General features: G+C 68.5%; 16 protein-coding genes. 14 read left to right on the forward strand and 2 right to left on the reverse strand.

The window, feature by feature from the left end:
• Window positions 1-84: 84 nt before the first annotated feature.
• The 10 genes from G3A44_RS06360 to G3A44_RS06405 all read left to right on the forward strand — a co-directional run bounded on the left by G3A44_RS06360 (window position 85) and on the right by G3A44_RS06405 (window position 10,858).
• Window positions 85-1,119, forward strand: coding sequence for an inositol monophosphatase family protein (locus G3A44_RS06360; protein WP_163456661.1), 1,035 nt, complete (start codon window positions 85-87; stop codon window positions 1,117-1,119).
• A gap of 142 nt (window positions 1,120-1,261) precedes the next feature.
• Window positions 1,262-3,823, forward strand: coding sequence for a DNA mismatch repair protein MutS (gene mutS / locus G3A44_RS06365; protein ID WP_163456718.1), 2,562 nt, complete (start codon window positions 1,262-1,264; stop codon window positions 3,821-3,823).
• Window positions 3,824-3,825: 2 nt separating this feature from the next.
• A complete protein-coding gene (locus G3A44_RS06370; protein ID WP_163456662.1) occupies window positions 3,826-4,650 on the forward strand; it encodes a proteasome-type protease in 825 nt (274 codons plus the stop codon).
• Between the two features lie 15 nt (window positions 4,651-4,665).
• On the forward strand, window positions 4,666-5,481 hold the full coding sequence (locus G3A44_RS06375; protein WP_163456663.1) for an alpha/beta fold hydrolase: 816 nt from the start codon (window positions 4,666-4,668) through the stop codon (window positions 5,479-5,481).
• Between the two features lie 157 nt (window positions 5,482-5,638).
• Entirely contained in the window at window positions 5,639-7,297 is a 1,659-nt protein-coding gene (gene pyrG / locus G3A44_RS06380; RefSeq protein WP_163456664.1) for a CTP synthase, read from the forward strand.
• Window positions 7,298-7,300: 3 nt separating this feature from the next.
• Window positions 7,301-8,158 (forward strand): 3-deoxy-8-phosphooctulonate synthase, encoded by an 858-nt coding sequence (kdsA, locus tag G3A44_RS06385; protein WP_163456665.1) that lies wholly within the window; start codon window positions 7,301-7,303, stop codon window positions 8,156-8,158.
• Between the two features lie 13 nt (window positions 8,159-8,171).
• Window positions 8,172-8,465, forward strand: coding sequence for a DUF1330 domain-containing protein (locus G3A44_RS06390; RefSeq protein WP_163456666.1), 294 nt, complete (start codon window positions 8,172-8,174; stop codon window positions 8,463-8,465).
• 111 nt (window positions 8,466-8,576) lie between these two features.
• Window positions 8,577-9,860 carry a phosphopyruvate hydratase gene (gene eno / locus G3A44_RS06395; RefSeq protein WP_163456667.1) on the forward strand — a complete coding sequence of 428 codons (1,284 nt, stop codon included), beginning with the start codon at window positions 8,577-8,579 and terminating at the stop codon, window positions 9,858-9,860.
• A gap of 123 nt (window positions 9,861-9,983) precedes the next feature.
• Window positions 9,984-10,256 carry an FtsB family cell division protein gene (locus tag G3A44_RS06400; protein ID WP_163456668.1) on the forward strand — a complete coding sequence of 91 codons (273 nt, stop codon included), beginning with the start codon at window positions 9,984-9,986 and terminating at the stop codon, window positions 10,254-10,256.
• Window positions 10,257-10,348: 92 nt separating this feature from the next.
• The gene (locus tag G3A44_RS06405; RefSeq protein WP_163456669.1) at window positions 10,349-10,858 is read left to right on the forward strand and encodes a hypothetical protein; all 510 of its coding nucleotides are present in this window, start codon (window positions 10,349-10,351) and stop codon (window positions 10,856-10,858) included.
• 24 nt (window positions 10,859-10,882) lie between these two features.
• Here the strand turns inward: G3A44_RS06405 and hslO are convergent, their stop codons facing one another.
• A complete protein-coding gene (hslO, locus tag G3A44_RS06410) occupies window positions 10,883-11,836 on the reverse strand; it encodes an Hsp33 family molecular chaperone HslO (protein ID WP_163456670.1) in 954 nt (317 codons plus the stop codon).
• A 196-nt stretch (window positions 11,837-12,032) separates the two neighbouring features.
• On the opposite strand from hslO, the gene G3A44_RS06415 reads away from it, so the two are divergent.
• From G3A44_RS06415 to G3A44_RS06425, 3 genes are all read left to right on the forward strand, one after another.
• A complete protein-coding gene (locus tag G3A44_RS06415; RefSeq protein ID WP_163456671.1) occupies window positions 12,033-12,905 on the forward strand; it encodes a ferritin-like domain-containing protein in 873 nt (290 codons plus the stop codon).
• Window positions 12,906-13,025: 120 nt separating this feature from the next.
• Window positions 13,026-13,892, forward strand: a complete 867-nt coding sequence (locus G3A44_RS06420) for a basic amino acid ABC transporter substrate-binding protein (protein ID WP_163456672.1) — start codon at window positions 13,026-13,028, stop codon at window positions 13,890-13,892.
• Window positions 13,893-13,934: 42 nt separating this feature from the next.
• The gene (locus G3A44_RS06425) at window positions 13,935-14,687 is read left to right on the forward strand and encodes an amino acid ABC transporter permease (RefSeq protein ID WP_163456673.1); all 753 of its coding nucleotides are present in this window, start codon (window positions 13,935-13,937) and stop codon (window positions 14,685-14,687) included.
• A gap of 173 nt (window positions 14,688-14,860) precedes the next feature.
• Here the strand turns inward: G3A44_RS06425 and G3A44_RS06430 are convergent, their stop codons facing one another.
• Entirely contained in the window at window positions 14,861-15,457 is a 597-nt protein-coding gene (locus G3A44_RS06430) for a MarC family protein (RefSeq protein WP_163456674.1), read from the reverse strand.
• Between the two features lie 143 nt (window positions 15,458-15,600).
• Here G3A44_RS06430 and G3A44_RS06435 point away from each other — a divergent pair, with 143 nt between their 5' ends.
• Complete coding sequence (locus G3A44_RS06435; protein ID WP_163456675.1) at window positions 15,601-16,593, forward strand: porin; 993 nt, start codon at window positions 15,601-15,603, stop codon at window positions 16,591-16,593.
• Window positions 16,594-16,659 lie beyond the last annotated feature (66 nt).

Below are 16,659 nucleotides of genomic sequence, written 5' to 3' on the forward strand. Positions count from 1 at the left end.
CGGCCCGCCCCACACGGCCCGGTCCCGCGACGCCAGCACGGGCGGTGAACCTGCCGCCCCAACCTCCGCACAGACTGCCACACCATGTCCCAGACCACCCTGCATCCGATGCTCAACATCGCCATCAAGGCGGCCCGTGCAGCCGGGAACATCATCAACCGGGCTTCGATGGATCTGGAATCGCTCAAGGTCAACACCAAGAGCCCCAACGACTTCGTGACGGAGGTGGACCAGGCTGCCGAGGCCGCCATCATCGACACCATCCTGGCGGCCTATCCCGGCCACGGCATCCTGGCCGAGGAGTCGGGCCGTGAGCGCGGCGCCAAGCACAGCGACTTCGTCTGGATCATCGACCCGCTGGATGGCACCACGAACTTCATCCACGGCTTCCCGGTGTACTGCGTGTCCATCGCCCTGGCCTTCCGCGGCAAGGTCGAGCAGGCCGTGGTGTACGACCCCACCCGCAACGACCTGTTCATGGCCTCCAAGGGGCGAGGCGCCTACCTCAACGACAAGCGGCTGCGCGTCTCCCGACGCACCCGCCTGGCAGACTCGCTGGTGGGCACGGGCTTCCCCTTCCGTAAGGGCGACAACTTCCAGCGCTACCTCAAGATGTTCGAGACGGTGATGCCGCACGTAGCCGGCCTGCGCCGCCCAGGGGCCGCCGCGCTGGACCTGTGCTACGTCGCCGCCGGCATGTATGACGGCTTCTTCGAGACGGGCCTGCAGCCCTGGGACATTGCCGCGGGCTCGCTGATCGTCACCGAGGCCGGCGGCCTGATCGGCAACTTCACCGGCGAAGCCGACTACCTGCACCAGCGTGAGGTGCTGGCCGGCTCGCCGCGCATCTATGCCCAGCTGGTCAAGCTGTTGAGCCCCTACAGCCGCGTCATCAGCGCCGACGACGAGGACCTGCCGGCCAACCGCAAGGCTGGCAGCACGCCGGCGGCGGATTCGTCGGCCGAGGCCGGTGACACCGTGGTGGCGGCCCTGGCCGCCGCCTCGACACCGCCGGCGGTGGACGCGCCCAAGCCCGCGCGCAAGGCCATCCGCCTGCGCAAGAAGCCGGCTGAGGAGGACCGGGCCGCCCCGGCTGCCGGCGAAGACGCACCCTTCTGAGCCCCGAAATGCCCTGGCGCGCCCGGGCCGCGCCGGGCTCCGCCCCCGACGCCCACCCTCCTGCCTCACCGCCCTGTCACCCGTGACCGCCCCCCACGTCGAGACCGATCCCAGTGGACGGCCGCTGGACCTCCACACGCCGATGATGGCCCAGTACTACCGGCTGAAGGCGGGGTACCCGCAGACGCTGCTGTTCTACCGGATGGGGGACTTCTACGAGCTGTTCTACGAAGATGCGCGCAAGGCGCACCGCCTGCTCGATATCACCATCACCACCCGCGGACAGAGCGCCGGGGAGCCGGTGGTCATGGCCGGGGTGCCGGTCCATGCGGTCGAGAACTACCTGGCCCGACTGATCCGGCTGGGCGAGTCCGTCGCCGTGGCCGAACAGGTGGGCGACGTGGCCACCGCCAAAGGCCCGGTGGAGCGCAAGGTGGTGCGCGTGGTGACACCGGGGACGGTCACCGACAGCGAACTTCTGGATGAACGCAGCGACACAGTGCTGCTGGCCCTGGCCCGTTCCCCACGCCAGCGGGCCACCTACGGCCTGGCTTGGCTCAGTGTGGCCGGGGGTCAGCTGGGACTGACCGAGTGCGGCGAACGGGAGCTGGCAGGCTGGCTGGCCCGGCTGACCCCGGCGGAAGTGCTGGTCACCGGCCACGAGGCGCCCGAGGCGCTGCCTGAAGCCCTGCGCCAGCACAAAGCCCCCCGCACGCCGAGGCCGGCCTGGCAGTTCGACGCCGCGCTGGGCGTGCGCAAGCTGCAGGAGCAGCTCAAGGTGGGCACGCTCGTGGGCTTTGGCGCCCAGGACCTGGGCGTGGCCCACGCCGCCGCAGCCGCCCTGCTGAGCTACGCCGAGCATACCCAGGGCCGCGCCCTGGCCCATGTGCAAACCCTGAAGGTGGAACGCGCCAGCGAGTTGCTGGACCTGCCGCCTTCCACCCACCGCAACCTGGAACTCACCGAAACCTTGCGCGGTGAGCGTGCCCCCACCCTGCTGTCTCTGCTGGACACCTGCCGCACCGGCATGGGCAGCCGTGCGCTGCGGCAATGGCTCACCGCCCCCTTGCGAGACCGGAGCCCTGCACTGGCTCGCCAGACGGCCATCGCACGGCTGTTGGCTGCAGGTTTCGAGCCGCTGCGCGAAGCCATGCGGGGCATCAGCGACGTGGAACGCATCACGGCGCGCATCGCACTGCGCCAGGTGCGCCCGCGGGAACTCTCCGGTCTGCGTCAGACGCTGCTGGACCTGCCCTCCCTGGCTGCGGCCACACCCGGCGGCTGTCCCCTGCTGGATGAGCTGGCCAAGGCCCTGCAGCCCGACCCCGCAGTGGCCCGGCTGCTGGCCACGGCCATTGCCGAGGAGCCCGCGGTCCTGCTGCGCGACGGCGGCGTGATCGCCACCGGTTACGACGCCGACCTGGACGAGCTGCGCGCCATCGGACAGAACTGCGACGACTTCCTGCTGGCCCTGGAGGTGCGCGAACGCGAGCGCACGGGCATCGGTAACCTGCGGGTGCAGTTCAACAAGGTCCACGGCTTCTACATCGAGGTCACCAGCTCAGGCCTGGACCGCGTGCCTGTCGACTACCAGCGCCGCCAGACCCTCAAGAACGCCGAGCGCTTCATCACCCCGGAGCTCAAGGCCTTCGAGGACAAGGCCCTGTCGGCACAAGAACGCGCGCTCGCCCGGGAAAAGTGGCTCTTCGAGCAACTGCTGGACCACCTGCAAGGCTGGCTGCAACCGCTGGCGCACCTGGCGCGTGCCCTGGCCACGCTGGACGCGCTGGCCGCACTGGCCGAGCGGGCCCACAGCCTGGAGTGGTGCGCGCCCGAGTTCGTCAACCACCCCTGCATCGACATCGAAGCCGGCCGCCACCCCGTGGTGCAGTCGCGGCTGGCCGAGACCGGGGCCGGCGACTTCATGCCCAACGACTGCCGCCTGGACGCGCGCACCCGGCTGCTCATCGTCACCGGACCCAACATGGGCGGCAAGAGCACCTGGATGCGGCAGACCGCCCTCATCGTGCTGCTGGCAGCCATGGGCAGCTTCGTGCCAGCGCGCCAGTGCCGCCTGGGCCCGATCGACGCCATCCACACCCGCATCGGCGCCGCCGACGACCTGGCCAACGCGCAGTCCACCTTCATGGTGGAGATGACCGAGGCCGCCGCGATCCTGCACAGCGCCACCGAGCATTCCCTGGTGCTGATGGACGAGATCGGCCGCGGCACCTCCACCTTCGACGGTCTGGCCCTGGCCGCGGCCATCGCCGGTCACCTGCATGACCGCAACAAGGCCTTCACCCTGTTCGCCACCCACTACTTCGAGCTGACCGAATTCCCGCGCGACCATGCGCGGGCCCTCAACGTGCATGTGGGCGCGGTGGAGAGCGGCGAGGACATCGTCTTCCTCCATGCCATCGCGCCGGGCCCGGCCAGCCGCAGCTACGGGGTGCAGGTGGCCCGACTGGCGGGCATGCCGCCCTCGCTGGTGCGCCACGCCCGCGCCACGCTCGAAGCGCTCGAGTCGCAGTCCCGGGCCGGCGAGGCCCAGGTGGACCTGTTCGCGGCCCCACCCGCTCCGCCGCCGGCGCCAGTTTCCGAGGTGGAGGAAGCCCTGGCGGCCATCGACCCCGATACGCTCACCCCGCGGGAGGCGCTCGATGCGCTCTACCGCCTGAAGTCCCTGCAGAAAGCCTCCTGATCATGACCTACTGCGTCGGCATCCGGCTCAACGCCGGCCTCGTCTTCCTCTCCGACAGCCGCACCAACGCCGGCGTGGACGCCATCAGCACCTTCCGCAAGATGATGGTCTACGAGAAGCCGGGGGACCGCTTCCTGACCCTGCTGTCGGCGGGCAACCTGAGCATCAGCCAGTCGGTGCGCGAGATCCTGCAGGTCGAGAAGCTGCCCAACGGCGACGGCGAACCCATCACCATCTGGAATGCCACCAGCATGTTCGACGCTGCCCGCGTGCTGGGCAGTGCGGTGCGTCGCGTGTACGAGCAGGATGGCCCCGCCCTGCGGGCCGCCGGCGTGGACTTCAACTGCTCGATGATTTTTGGTGGACAGATCGGCGACGAGGCCACCCGGCTGTTCCTGGTGTATTCCGCCGGTAACTTCATCGAGGCCACCCGCGAAACCTGCTTCTTCCAGATCGGCGAAAGCAAGTACGGCAAACCCATCCTCGACCGGGTGCTGACGCCCACCACCCCCCTGGCCGAAGCCGCCAAGTGCGCCCTGGTGTCGATGGACTCCACCATCAAGTCCAACCTCTCCGTGGGCCTGCCGCTGGACCTGCTGGTCTACGAATCGGGCCGACTGCAGAGCGACAAGGTCATCGTCATCGACGACCAGAACCCGTATTTCCAGATGATCCACAGCACCTGGGGCCAACGGCTGCGCGAGGTCTTCGAGGGCATCGACGACCCATGCTGGGACAGCCGCGAGGTGGATCATCCGCTCATGGCACAGAGCGAGCGATACGAGCCCATGCGCAAGATCGTCCGCCCGGAAGACCGCATCGTCTGACCCTCCACCGGCCCCATGTCAGCCCGCCTCGTCTTCTCCCACGCCAACGGCTTTGGCGCCGGCACCTACCGGGTGCTGTTCGAGCACTGGCGCGCGGCCGGTTACCGCGTGGAGGCCGTCGAGCGCTTCGGTCATGATCCGGCCTATCCGGTGACCAGCAACTGGCGCGGCCTGCGCGACCAGCTCCTGGACTTTGTGGCGGCAGGCGGCCCGCAGCCGGTCTGGCTGGTCGGGCACTCCCTGGGCGGCCTGCTCAGCCTGCTGGCCGCCTGCCGCCGGCCGGAATGGGTCCACGGTGTGGTGCTGCTGGATTCGCCGGTGATCACCGGCTGGCGCGCCCACACCGTCCACATGTTCAAGCGCAGCGGGCTGATCCGCCGGGTTTCCCCGGGCAAGATCTCCCAGCGCCGGCGCCATGAATGGCCCGACCGCCAGGCCGTGCTGGCGCACTTCGCCAGCAAGCCGATGTTCGCCCGCTGGGATCCCCGGGTGCTGCAAGACTACGTGGACACCGGCTTCGATGAGGCCGACGGACAGATCCGACTGGGGTTCCGGCGCGAGGTCGAGACCCGCATCTACAACACCCTGCCCCACCACCTGGGCCCGCTGCTGCGCCGGCACCCGCCCCGCAGCCCGGTGGCCTTCATCGCCGGCACCCAGTCCAGCGAGATCCGCCAGGCGGGACTGGGCGCCTCGCGACAACTGGCGGCCGAGCGCTTCGTGTGGCTGGAGGGCACCCACCTCTACCCGATGGAGCGCCCAGACGACACGGCCCGCCTGGTGCTCAGTCAACTGGCCAGCATGGGTGGCCTGCCACTGCCGGCGGCCTGAGGCCCTCTTCACGCACCGGCGCCCCGTTCTTCAACTTCCCCCGGCCTCTCGCGGACGGGTCGATATAATGCCGTTTTACCACCACAGCGCACGCCCCTCTCTGCCTTGGGCCACCTACCCCGGCACCCTGCAGGCGAGGCCAGATGCGCTGAACGACATGACCAAGTTTGTCTTCGTCACGGGCGGAGTGGTGTCCTCGCTGGGCAAGGGCATCGCGTCGGCTTCCCTCGCGGCCATTCTCGAGTCGCGTGGCCTCAAGGTCACCCTCATCAAGCTGGACCCGTACCTCAACGTGGACCCGGGCACGATGAGCCCCTTCCAGCACGGCGAAGTCTTCGTCACCGATGACGGTGCCGAGACCGACCTGGACCTGGGCCATTACGAGCGCTTCATCACCACGCGGATGAAGAAGGCCAACAACTTCACCAGCGGCCAGATCTACAAGACCGTGCTGGAGAAGGAGCGCCGCGGCGACTACCTGGGCAAGACCGTCCAGGTCATCCCGCACGTGACCAACGAGATCCAGGAATACGTCAAGCGCGGCGCCGGCATCGGCACGCCTGACGCCGTGGACGTGGCCATCGTCGAGATCGGCGGCACGGTGGGCGACATCGAGTCCCTGCCCTTCCTCGAGGCCGTGCGTCAGCTCAGCCTGAAGGCCGGCCCGAACAACGCCGCCTTCGTGCACCTGACCTACGTGCCCTGGATCGCGGCGGCCGGCGAGCTCAAGACCAAGCCCACCCAGCACACGGTGCAGAAGCTGCGCGAGATCGGCATCCAGCCCGACGCGCTGCTGTGCCGCGCCGACCGTGCGGTGCCGGCCGACGAGCGCGAGAAGATCTCACTGTTCACCAACGTGCATCCGCACGGCGTGATCTCCATGTGGGACGTGGACACCATCTACAAGGTGCCCCGCATGTTGCACGAGCAGGGCCTGGACGAGCTGATCTGCATGAAGCTGCAGCTGCTCACCCGCCCCGCCGACCTCAAGACCTGGGACAACCTGGTGCATGAGGTGGGCCACCCGCAGGGCGAGGTCACCATCGCCATGTGCGGCAAGTACACCGACCTGTCGGACTCCTACAAGTCGCTCAACGAAGCACTGCGTCACGCCGGCCTGCACAACCATGTGCGCGTCAAGATCGAGTACGTGGACTCCGAGACGCTCACTGAACCGGGCGCCGTCGAGAAGCTGGGCGCCTATGACGCTGTGCTGGTGCCCGGCGGCTTCGGCAAGCGTGGCGTGGAAGGCAAGATCGAGGCGGCCCGCTTCGCCCGTGAGCAGCGCCTGCCCTACCTGGGCATCTGCCTGGGCATGCAGGTGGCCACAATCGAATACGCCCGCCACATGGCCGGCTTGGCAGGAGCCAACTCCACCGAGTTCGAGCCGGACGCACCGCACAAGGTCATCGCCCTGATCGACGAATGGCAGGACGCCGACGGCTCCATCCAGAAGCGCGATGCCAGCTCAGACCTGGGCGGCACCATGCGCCTGGGTGCCCAAAGCTCCGACGTCAAGCCCGGCACGCTGGCCCATGACATCTACGGCCCGGTCGTGACCGAGCGTCACCGCCACCGCTATGAGGCCAACGAGCACTACCTTGACCGCCTTCAGCAGGCCGGTCTGGTGATCTCGGCCATCACCCAGCGCGAGAAGCTGACCGAGATGGTGGAGCTGCCGCAGGACGTCCACCCCTGGTACGTCGGCGTGCAATTCCACCCCGAGTTCAAGTCCACGCCCTGGGACAGCCACCCGCTGTTCAAGAGCTTCATCAAGGCAGCCCTGGACCACCAGGCGCTGCGCAAGAAGGGCTGAGCCATGAAGCTCTGCGGTTTCGACGTCGGCCTGGACAAGCCCTTCTTCCTGATCGCCGGCACCTGCTCCATCGAGGGCCTGCAGCTCTCGCTGGACACGGCGGGTCAGCTGAAGGAAGCCTGCGACGCCCTGGGCATCCCCCTGATCTACAAGGGCTCCTTTGACAAGGCCAACCGCTCTTCGGGCACCACCGCCCGCGGCCTGGGCCTGGACAAGGGGCTGCAGGTCCTGGACGAGGTGCGCCGCCAGACCGGCCTGCCGGTGCTGACCGACGTGCACGACGAGGCCCAGGTGCCCGAAGTCGCCAGCGTGGTCGACGTGCTGCAGACCCCAGCCTTTCTGTGCCGCCAGACCGATTTCATCCGCGCCGTCGCCAAGTCGGGCAAGCCGGTGAACATCAAGAAGGGCCAGTTCCTGGCACCTTGGGACATGAAGAACGTCATCGACAAGGCCCGCGCCGCCGCGCTGGAGGCCGGTTTGTCGTCTGACCGCTTCCTGGCCTGCGAGCGGGGCGTGAGCTTCGGCTACAACAACCTCGTGGCCGACATGACCAGCTTGGCCGAGATGCGCAAGTCCGGCGCGCCGGTGGTCTTTGACGTCACTCACTCGGTGCAAAAGCCGGGGGGTCTGGGCGGCGCCAGCGGTGGCGCCCGCGAGATGGTGCCGGTGCTGGCCCGTGCCGGCGTGGGTGCCGGCGTGGCGGGCCTGTTCATGGAAACCCACCCCGATCCGGCCAAGGCCTGGAGCGACGGCCCCAATGCCGTGCCGCTCAAGCGCATGCGTGCCCTGCTCGAAACCCTGGTCGCCCTGGATCGGGTGGTCAAGTCCCAGCCCCTGCTGGAAGACGACTTCACCGCCTGAACCGTCCGCTCCGATGCCCAGCGCCTACATCGTCGCCGACGTCACCGTGACCGATGCCGAAGCGATGGCGCGCTACCGGGAATGGAGCAGCCGGGCCATCGCGGAGCACCAGGCCGAGGTGCTGGTGCGTGGCGGCGCCATCGAGGTGCTGGAAGGCCCCTGGCAACCCAGCCGGCTGGTCATCCTGCGCTTTGCCAGCAGCGAAGCTGCCCACGCCTTCTACAACAGCCAGACCTACCAGCACGCCCGGCAGCTGCGCGAGCACGCCGGCGTGATGCGCATGGTGCTGGTCGAGGGCGTGACTTGACCCGGGCCCAGCAGGCTGACGCTGCCATGTTCCCGGCTTCAGGCATGCTGCGCGGCGCAAACCTTCCCCCTTTTTCCAGATCCTGACCTTTCACACACAACGGAGTGAGATATGAGTGCGATCGTTGACATCGTCGGGCGCGAGATCCTCGACAGCCGCGGCAACCCCACCGTCGAATGCGACGTGCTGCTGGAATCCGGCACCCTGGGCCGTGCCGCCGTCCCGTCGGGCGCGTCCACCGGCTCGCGCGAAGCCATCGAGCTGCGCGACGGCGACAAGAGCCGCTACCTGGGCAAGGGCGTGCTCAAGGCCGTCAACTTCATCAACACCGAGATCTCCGAGGCCGTGCTGGGCCTGGACGCCTCGGAGCAGTCCTTCCTGGACAAGACCCTGATCGACCTGGACGGCACCGACAACAAGGGCCGCCTGGGCGCCAACGCCATGCTGGCCGTGTCGATGGCCGTGGCCCGTGCCGCCGCCGAGGAATCCGGTCTGCCCCTGTACCGCTACTTCGGCGGCATGGGCGCGGTGCAGCTGCCCGTGCCGATGATGAACGTCATCAACGGCGGCGCCCACGCCAACAACAGCCTGGACCTCCAGGAGTTCATGATCATCCCGGTGGGCGCCCCGACCTTCCGCGAAGCCTTGCGCTACGGCGCCGAGGTCTTCCACGCGCTGAAGAAGCTGGTCGACGCCAAGGGCATGAGCACCACCGTCGGCGACGAGGGCGGCTTCGCCCCCAACCTGCCCAGCCACGAGGCCGCCATCCAGCTGATCCTCGAGGCGATCGACAAGGCCGGCTTCACCGCCGGTGAGCAGATCGCCATCGGCCTGGACTGCGCCGCCAGCGAGTTCTACAAGGACGGCAAGTACCACCTGGAGGGCGAGGGCCTGACCCTGACCGCCACCGAGTGGACCGACATCCTGGCCACCTGGTGCGACAAGTACCCGATCATCTCGATCGAGGACGGCATGCACGAAGGCGACTGGGAAGGCTGGAAGATCCTGACCGAGCGCCTGGGCAAGAAGGTGCAGCTGGTGGGCGACGACCTGTTCGTCACCAACACCAAGATCCTGAAGGAAGGCATCGAAAAGGGCATCGCCAACTCGATCCTCATCAAGATCAACCAGATCGGCACCCTGAGCGAGACCTTCGCCGCCATCGAGATGGCCAAGCGCGCCGGCTACACCGCCGTCGTGTCGCACCGCTCGGGTGAGACCGAGGACAGCACCATCGCCGACATCGCGGTGGGCCTGAACGCCGGCCAGATCAAGACCGGCTCGCTGTCGCGCTCGGACCGCATGGCCAAGTACAACCAGCTGCTGCGCATCGAGGAAGACCTGGGCGACGTCGCCGTGTACCCGGGCCGCGCGGCGTTCTACAACCTGCGCTGAGCGTGACGGGCGCCCGGCCGCGGCGCCTGTCCGGTCCCCTGCCGGAGACCCTGACCCTTCCGAAGACGCGCCGCCGACCCACCCGTTTGGGGCGACGGCGCGACACCCAGGCACAATCCCCATATGCGCCTGCTCCTCATCCTCCAGTTGCTGCTGCTTGCCGGTGTGCACTTTGCCCTGTGGGTGGGCGACAACGGCGTGGCCAACGCCGCCAGCCTGGAGCGTGAGAAGCAGCAGGCGCAGGCCGCCAACGCCGCCAAACGGGCCGAGATCGCGCGTCTGCAGGCGGAGTTGGCCGACCTGGTGGAAGGCACTGAGGTGGTCGAAGATTGGGCCCGTGGCCAGCAAGCCATGGTCAAACCCGGCGAAACGCTGGTGCAGTTCATCCAGCGCTGACCGCCCGACACGGGCCATCGGCCGCCCCGCCCCCGTGGAGTCTTGCCCCACGGTGTGCCCTGCGACCCTGTTGCTTACCCCCACCCCGTCCCATGGCCCGACCCCTGCTGCTTCTGGGGTGCCCCGGTAGCGCCGTGGAGCTCCTCGCGGCGCGCCTGTCGCGTCAACCGCCCGGCAGACCGGCTGAACACGGTCCACTGCGGCTGATTACCATCGACCGTCCGCCGGCCGCTGGCGAGCTCGAGTCGCTGCGCGCCAGCCGTACCCGCGTGTGGCTGTGCCCCCTGCCCCAACCCGCCGCCCCTGGCGCCAGAGACCTGGAAGACCGCTGGCGCACCGCCTTGCTGGCGTCAGGACTGGATTTCAGCGTGGTGGCCGCCTGGTCACCGGGATGGCCGGGCGCCCCCGGGGCCGAGGCGGCGTCCCCAGGCCCGGAGATACAGGCCAGCGGCGCGACCGGGCCGCAGCAGGCCGCCGCCCAGGCGTCAGGCGAGCACCCGGGCTGCCTCACGCCCTGGGGGAACTGTGATTGCGATGTGCCCGGCCTGGAGCAGGCCACCTGGGCACGCTGGCGACAGTACCGCGACGACCGCGCCGTCTGAGTCCGCCAGCGGCCGGGACAGGGCTCAGTGCCGGCCCGGGCCGGTGCTGCCATCCCAGCCGGGTGCCGCAAACAGCGCCGCAGCGTCCACCGCATCAAAAAGGTGGTGCTGGCCGCAGTGCTCGCAACCCACGTCGATCTGTCCCTGCTCCGCCAGCACGGACTCCACCTCCTCGCGCCCCAGGGAGCGCAGCATGCTGGCCACGCGCTCACGCGAGCAGCTGCAGGCAAAGCGCGGCGTCTGGGGCTCGAACACGCTCACCGTCTCCTCCCAGAACAGGCGGCGCAGCAGCGTCTGGGTGTCGAGCGTGAGCAGTTCCTGCTCGGTCAGCGAGCCCGCCAGCATCGCGATGCGGTTGAAGTCCTCCGACTGCCCCATGCCATCGGCTTGGGCCTGCGGACCGAGATTGCCCACCCCTTCGCCCGGCACGCGCTGGATCAGCAGCCCTGCGGCCACCTCGGCATTGGCGGCCAGCACCAGCCGCGTGTCGAGCTGTTCGGAGCGACGCATGTAGGCCTCCAGCGCCTGAGCCACCGAGGTCAGGGCGAGCCCGTCCTCACCGGCCAGCGGCACCACCCCTTGGTAGGGCTGCTGACCCGGCTGACGGTCTTCCGGGTCCAGCGTCAAGGCGCAGCGGCCCTGGCCCCGCACATTCAGCAGCTGGTCCAGGGCGGGCCCGGTGACCGGCGCGCTCACCTTGGCGGTGGCACGGAAACTCAGGTCGGAACGGGCCTCGGCCACCGCCAGGCGCACCGGCCCATCGCCCATCATCTGCAGCACCACAGCACCCTTGAACTTGATGCTCGCCTGCATCATGGTCACCGCTGCGGCCATCTGGCCCAGCAGCTGGTTGACCGCGGGATCGAATGCCTGCTCACCCTGGCGGCGGGCCAGCAGTTCCTGCCAGTCCGAGGTGAGTCGAACCAGCACGCCGCGGACCGGCAGACCATCGAATAGAAACTTGTGGAGTTCGCTCATGACAGGCGGGGAAATCGGCGCCGCGTCGGGCGCCTTGAAGTTTGAGGGGACAATGGCGCCACGTGCCCGTCACCCCGGGCACACGCCAGGGCCGGCGACGCCGCCGGGAGCAGCCCAGATCGGCAGCCCCATGAGGCGCGGCGCAGGAGCCACCCACGCCACCACCTGGCAGGCCCCGAGGGCCAGCAGACAGACCATGGATTTTACCGACCCCTCCCTGCCGCTGCGGGCAGGCGCCCTGATGGCCTTGCAGGAGGCCGATCCCCACCGCAAATGCGCCCAGGCGGCAGCACTGCACGGGCGTCTGCTCGGCGGTGAGCCTGCCGATCCGGATTGGCAGGTCAGCAAGGCACCCACGGGTCTGCCCGGCCGGCCGGCCTTGCCGCGCCTGGTGCATCCGGCCCAGGTGCCACAGCGCAGCCCCTTCACGCCGGCCGGGCGCGCCGCCCTCATCCACGCCATCTGCCACATCGAATTCAACGCCATCAACCTGGCCTTGGACGCAGTCTGGCGCTTTGGCGGCATGCCACCTGACTTCTACGCCGATTGGCTGCGGGTGGCCGCCGAAGAGGCCACCCATTTCCAATTGCTGCAGCAGCACCTGTCGCAGCTGGGGCACGCCTATGGCGACTTCGACGCCCACGACGGCCTGTGGATGATGGCCGAGCGCACGCAGGCTGACGCCCTGGCGCGCATGGCCTTGGTGCCGCGCACCCTGGAAGCGCGCGGCCTGGACGCCACGCCCCCCATCCAGGCCCGGTTGCGGGAGGCGGGCGACACCGCAGCGGTGGCCATCCTCGACGTCATCCTGCGCGATGAGATTGGCCATGTGGCGGTGGGCAACCGCTGGTACCGCTGGCTGTGCGACCGGCAAGGTCTCGAACCCGTGGCGCACTACCGGGAGCTGGCCCGTCAGCACCGGGCGCCCCGCCTGCACGGCCCCTTCAACCTGCCCGCGCGCCGCCAAGCGGGCTTCACCGCGGAAGAGCTGGAGGCCTTGCAGCACGGCGATCGCCAGGGCACCTCCACCCCCGCCGGTCAAACCCAAGCCCCCCAAAGCGGTGCATGATGCGCGCTGCCGGCGCCGCGACGCCGGCGGGCGCCGTTGGCGCGAATCTTGCCAAGCGACCCGATGGCCCGGACACGCCTCCAGGTGCCATTGACCCCAACCCCACGAGGACACCCTTCCATGGCTCAACACGACACCCGACGCTTCCTCAAGGCCTCCACCGCCCTGGTGGCCGGCCTGCTCCTGGCCGCTTGCGGCAAGCAGGAGCCGCCGCCCGCACCGGCGGCCTCCGCCCCGGCCTCGGCGGCGCCGGTGCCTGAAGTCAAGACCTTCACCGTGGGCACCGACGCCGCCTATGCGCCGTTCGAGTACCAGAACGAGAAGGGTGAAATCGTCGGTTTCTCGGTCGACCTGCTGACCGCCGTGGCCGAAAAAGCGGGCTTCAAGGTCAAGTTCGTCAACACCCCGTGGGAGGGCATCTTCAACGCGCTGGCCCAGGGCGACCGCGACATCCTGATCTCGTCGATCACCATCACCGACGAGCGCAAGCAGACTATGGATTTCTCCGACCCCTACTTCGACGCGGTGCAGCTCATCGCGGTGAAGGATGGCGCCAAGGTCACCAAGTTCGCCGACCTGAAGAAGCTCAAGGTGGGCGTGCAGACCGGCACCACGGGCGATGAGGTCGTGACCAAGCTCCAGGGCAAGACCGCCACCACCACCAAGCGCTTCGAATCCACCCCGCTGGCCCTCAAGGAGCTGGAAAGCGGCGGCGTGGACGCCGTGGTGGCCGACAACGGCGTGGTCATCCACTATGTGGCCAACAACCCGGGCGCCAAGTTCAAGACGGTGGCCGACAGCACCTTCGCCCCCGAGCAGTACGGCCTGGCCGTCAAGAAGGGCAACGCCGAGGCGCTGGCCCTGGTGAACAAGGGCCTGGCCGCCATCAAGGCCGACGGCACCTACGCCGCGATCTACAAGAAGACCTTCGGCGTCGAGCCGCCGGCAGCCGCGCCCGCCGCCGCCGCCTCGGCCGCCTCGAACTGAGCCCCACGGCGCTGACCTGAGAGAAGACGGGGAGAAGCTGCGGTGGATCTACGCTGGGACATTCTGGCCGGCTACGGGCCCTTGTTCATGGAGGGCCTGTGGACCACGGTGAAACTCACCGGGGTGGCCATCGCGGTCGGCCTGCTGCTGGGCGCCCTGCTGGGCCTCATCAGCAGTTCACGGGACGCGCCACGGCCCAAGTCGCCGGCAGTGGCCGTGCTGCTCAAGGTGGCCCGCTGGATCACGCTGGTCTACGTGACCTTCTTCCGCGGCACGCCGCTGTTCGTGCAGATCCTGCTGGTGCACTTCGCGGTCATGCCGGCCCTGGTCCATCCGGACCATGGCCTGCTGCTGGCGGGTGAAGCGGCACGCACCTTCCGCCAGGAGCATGGCGCCTTCTTCTCAGGGGCCGTGGCGCTCTCGCTCAATGCCGGCGCCTACATCTCCGAGATCTTTCGCGCCGGCATCCAGAGCATTCACCTGGGTCAGACCCAGGCCGCCTGGAGCCTGGGGCTGAGCCACGGACAGGCGATGCGCTTCGTGATCCTGCCCCAGGCCTTCCGGCGCATGGTGCCAGCCCTGGTCAATGAAGGCGTCACCCTGATCAAGGACTCGTCCCTGGTCTCCGCCATCGGCCTGGCCGAATTGGCCCTGGCCGCGCGCACCGTGGCCGGGGCCTACTCCCGCTACTGGGAGCCGTACTTGGCCATCTCCGTGCTCTACCTGGCGCTCACACTGCTGCTGTCGGCCCTGGCGCAGCGCCTGGAGGCGCCCGCCCACCTGCGCGGCCGCTGAGCCGACGCCCTGGACCGGCCAGCGCCTCGTCCGTGCAACGGACTGCAGGGGCGTGTGCACGGATCCTCAGCGGTGCGGGCCGCACCGGCGCCCGGAATCCCGCCCACCACCGCGGCAGGCCGGCCTCACGGCCTTGCCAAAACGCGGCCGGTCAAGCCGGCCGGCCCCGGACCTCAAAGGCCCAGGAAGTAGCGCTTGAGGCCTGCCAAGATCATCTCCACGGCGATGGCGGTCAGCACCAGGCCCATGAGTTTTTCCAGCGCGGTCACCACCGCCTGACCCAGCAGCTTGCGGATGCGTCCCGCCCCCAACATGGCCACGGCGCACACCACGATGACCAGGGCCAGCGCGCCAATCCAGTGCGTCAGGCGCTCGGGCTGGCGCGAGGCCAGCAGCAGGACCGTGGCCATGGCCGACGGACCCGCCAGCAGCGGCACGGCCAGCGGAAACACCAGCGGCTCACGCCCGCCCTCGCTGCCGTAGACCTCCGACCCACCGGAGAAGATCATCTTGATGGCGATGATGGCCAGGATGACACCACCGGCCACCTCCAGCGACCGCTCGGAGAGGTGCATGAGCGCCAGGAATCCCTGCCCGCCCAGCATGAACGCCAGCAGCACGCCAAAGGCGATGCAGGCCTCCCGAATCACCACCACCTTGCGACGCTCCGGTTTCACGCCTTCCAGCACCGAGATGAAGATCGGCAGGCTGCCCAGGGGATCCAGCACCAGCAAGAGCAGGACAAAGGCGGAAAGAAAGGTGTGATCCATGGTGGTGCGTGATATTGGCCCGTTTGTTGCAACTGTACGCGATGTTGCGTTTGCGCAACTTCGGACAGGAGTTTGATTCGCTTTCTTCTTGTCCGAGCCTAGACTGACAATCCTCGTTAACCCTGGAAACCCGAAGGTAATCCATGAAAAAGGCTTTGATCCCCGCCGCCGTGATGTTGACCCTGGCCGGTGCCGCCCAGGCTCAAGTGGCTGTTTACGGCCTGATCGACCTGTCCTACGGCAAGAACGACATTTACCCCGGCATCGAGGCGGTGAACGACGGCAAGGCTTCGTTCTACTCGGGCGGTGACGGCAACCACGGCAACTCCACCAGCCGCTTCGGCATCAAGGGCTCGATGGACGTGGGCTCTGGCTACAAGGCCAACTTCAAGCTGGAATCGGCCGGCATCGACAGCACCGGCAACGTCGGCACCCCCTTCTTCGCCCGCCAAGCCTGGGCCGGTCTTTCTGGCTCCTTCGGTGAAATCCGTGCTGGCCGTCAGGACAGCGTGGCTTTCCAGACCATGATCGGCTTTGACGCCAACGGCGCCGCCAACGCTGCCTCCGCTTGGGGCAACGCCGGCGTGGGCCCGTGGGCTCCCGGCCGCCAGATCGGCGTGGGCCAGTACATCTCCCCGAACATGGGCGGCGTGACCGTGATGGCCAGCCTGCAAGTCGAAGGTGACGCCATGGCCCAAGCCGGCGGCACCACCGGCAAGGCCAACGCTGGCCTGGGCGTGACCTACGCCGCCGGCCCGGTGGCCGCTGCCGTCGCCTACCAAGGCAAGACCGTGAAGGCCGGTGAGGACTTCATGTCGGTGGCGGGCTCCTACGACTTCGGCGCCGCCAAGGTTGCCCTGACCTACACCGACGGCGGCGACGTCGCCAAGGGTGGCAGCGGCGCTGGCTACGGCCTGAGCATCTCCGCTCCGGTGGGCGGCTTCACCGTCGGCCTGCTGTACGGCGAGAACAGCGACACCGACGCCAAGGCCACCGAAGTGTTCATCAACCGCGAAGTCCTGAAGGGCACCTACGCCTACGTCGATTTCGGCCAGGCCAAGAACGCCCCGGGCTCCACCTCCACCGCGGGCAAGACCAAGAGCGCCTACGCCGCTGGCATGATCTTCACGTTCTGATTTTCGGCCTGAATCTGCGGTCGGATTTCCGACCGCTGGATTGGCAGATGCAGACCAAAACCCGCG

Source organism: Ideonella livida, assembly GCF_010499455.1.
GTDB lineage: Bacteria > Pseudomonadota > Gammaproteobacteria > Burkholderiales > Burkholderiaceae_C > Ideonella > Ideonella livida.

Excerpts from the sequence above, each read along its gene's own strand:
- G3A44_RS06360 (WP_163456661.1), top strand. The coding sequence starts at position 85 with ATGTCCCAGACCACCCTGCATCCGATGCTCAACATCGCCATCAAGGCG.
- mutS (WP_163456718.1), top strand. The coding sequence starts at position 1,262 with ATGATGGCCCAGTACTACCGGCTGAAGGCGGGGTACCCGCAGACGCTG.
- G3A44_RS06370 (WP_163456662.1), top strand. The coding sequence starts at position 3,826 with ATGACCTACTGCGTCGGCATCCGGCTCAACGCCGGCCTCGTCTTCCTC.
- G3A44_RS06375 (WP_163456663.1), top strand. The coding sequence starts at position 4,666 with ATGTCAGCCCGCCTCGTCTTCTCCCACGCCAACGGCTTTGGCGCCGGC.
- pyrG (WP_163456664.1), top strand. The coding sequence starts at position 5,639 with ATGACCAAGTTTGTCTTCGTCACGGGCGGAGTGGTGTCCTCGCTGGGC.
- kdsA (WP_163456665.1), top strand. The coding sequence starts at position 7,301 with ATGAAGCTCTGCGGTTTCGACGTCGGCCTGGACAAGCCCTTCTTCCTG.
- G3A44_RS06390 (WP_163456666.1), top strand. The coding sequence starts at position 8,172 with ATGCCCAGCGCCTACATCGTCGCCGACGTCACCGTGACCGATGCCGAA.
- eno (WP_163456667.1), top strand. The coding sequence starts at position 8,577 with ATGAGTGCGATCGTTGACATCGTCGGGCGCGAGATCCTCGACAGCCGC.
- G3A44_RS06400 (WP_163456668.1), top strand. The coding sequence starts at position 9,984 with ATGCGCCTGCTCCTCATCCTCCAGTTGCTGCTGCTTGCCGGTGTGCAC.
- G3A44_RS06405 (WP_163456669.1), top strand. The coding sequence starts at position 10,349 with ATGGCCCGACCCCTGCTGCTTCTGGGGTGCCCCGGTAGCGCCGTGGAG.
- hslO (WP_163456670.1), bottom strand. The coding sequence starts at position 11,836 with ATGAGCGAACTCCACAAGTTTCTATTCGATGGTCTGCCGGTCCGCGGC.
- G3A44_RS06415 (WP_163456671.1), top strand. The coding sequence starts at position 12,033 with ATGGATTTTACCGACCCCTCCCTGCCGCTGCGGGCAGGCGCCCTGATG.
- G3A44_RS06420 (WP_163456672.1), top strand. The coding sequence starts at position 13,026 with ATGGCTCAACACGACACCCGACGCTTCCTCAAGGCCTCCACCGCCCTG.
- G3A44_RS06430 (WP_163456674.1), bottom strand. The coding sequence starts at position 15,457 with ATGGATCACACCTTTCTTTCCGCCTTTGTCCTGCTCTTGCTGGTGCTG.
- G3A44_RS06435 (WP_163456675.1), top strand. The coding sequence starts at position 15,601 with ATGAAAAAGGCTTTGATCCCCGCCGCCGTGATGTTGACCCTGGCCGGT.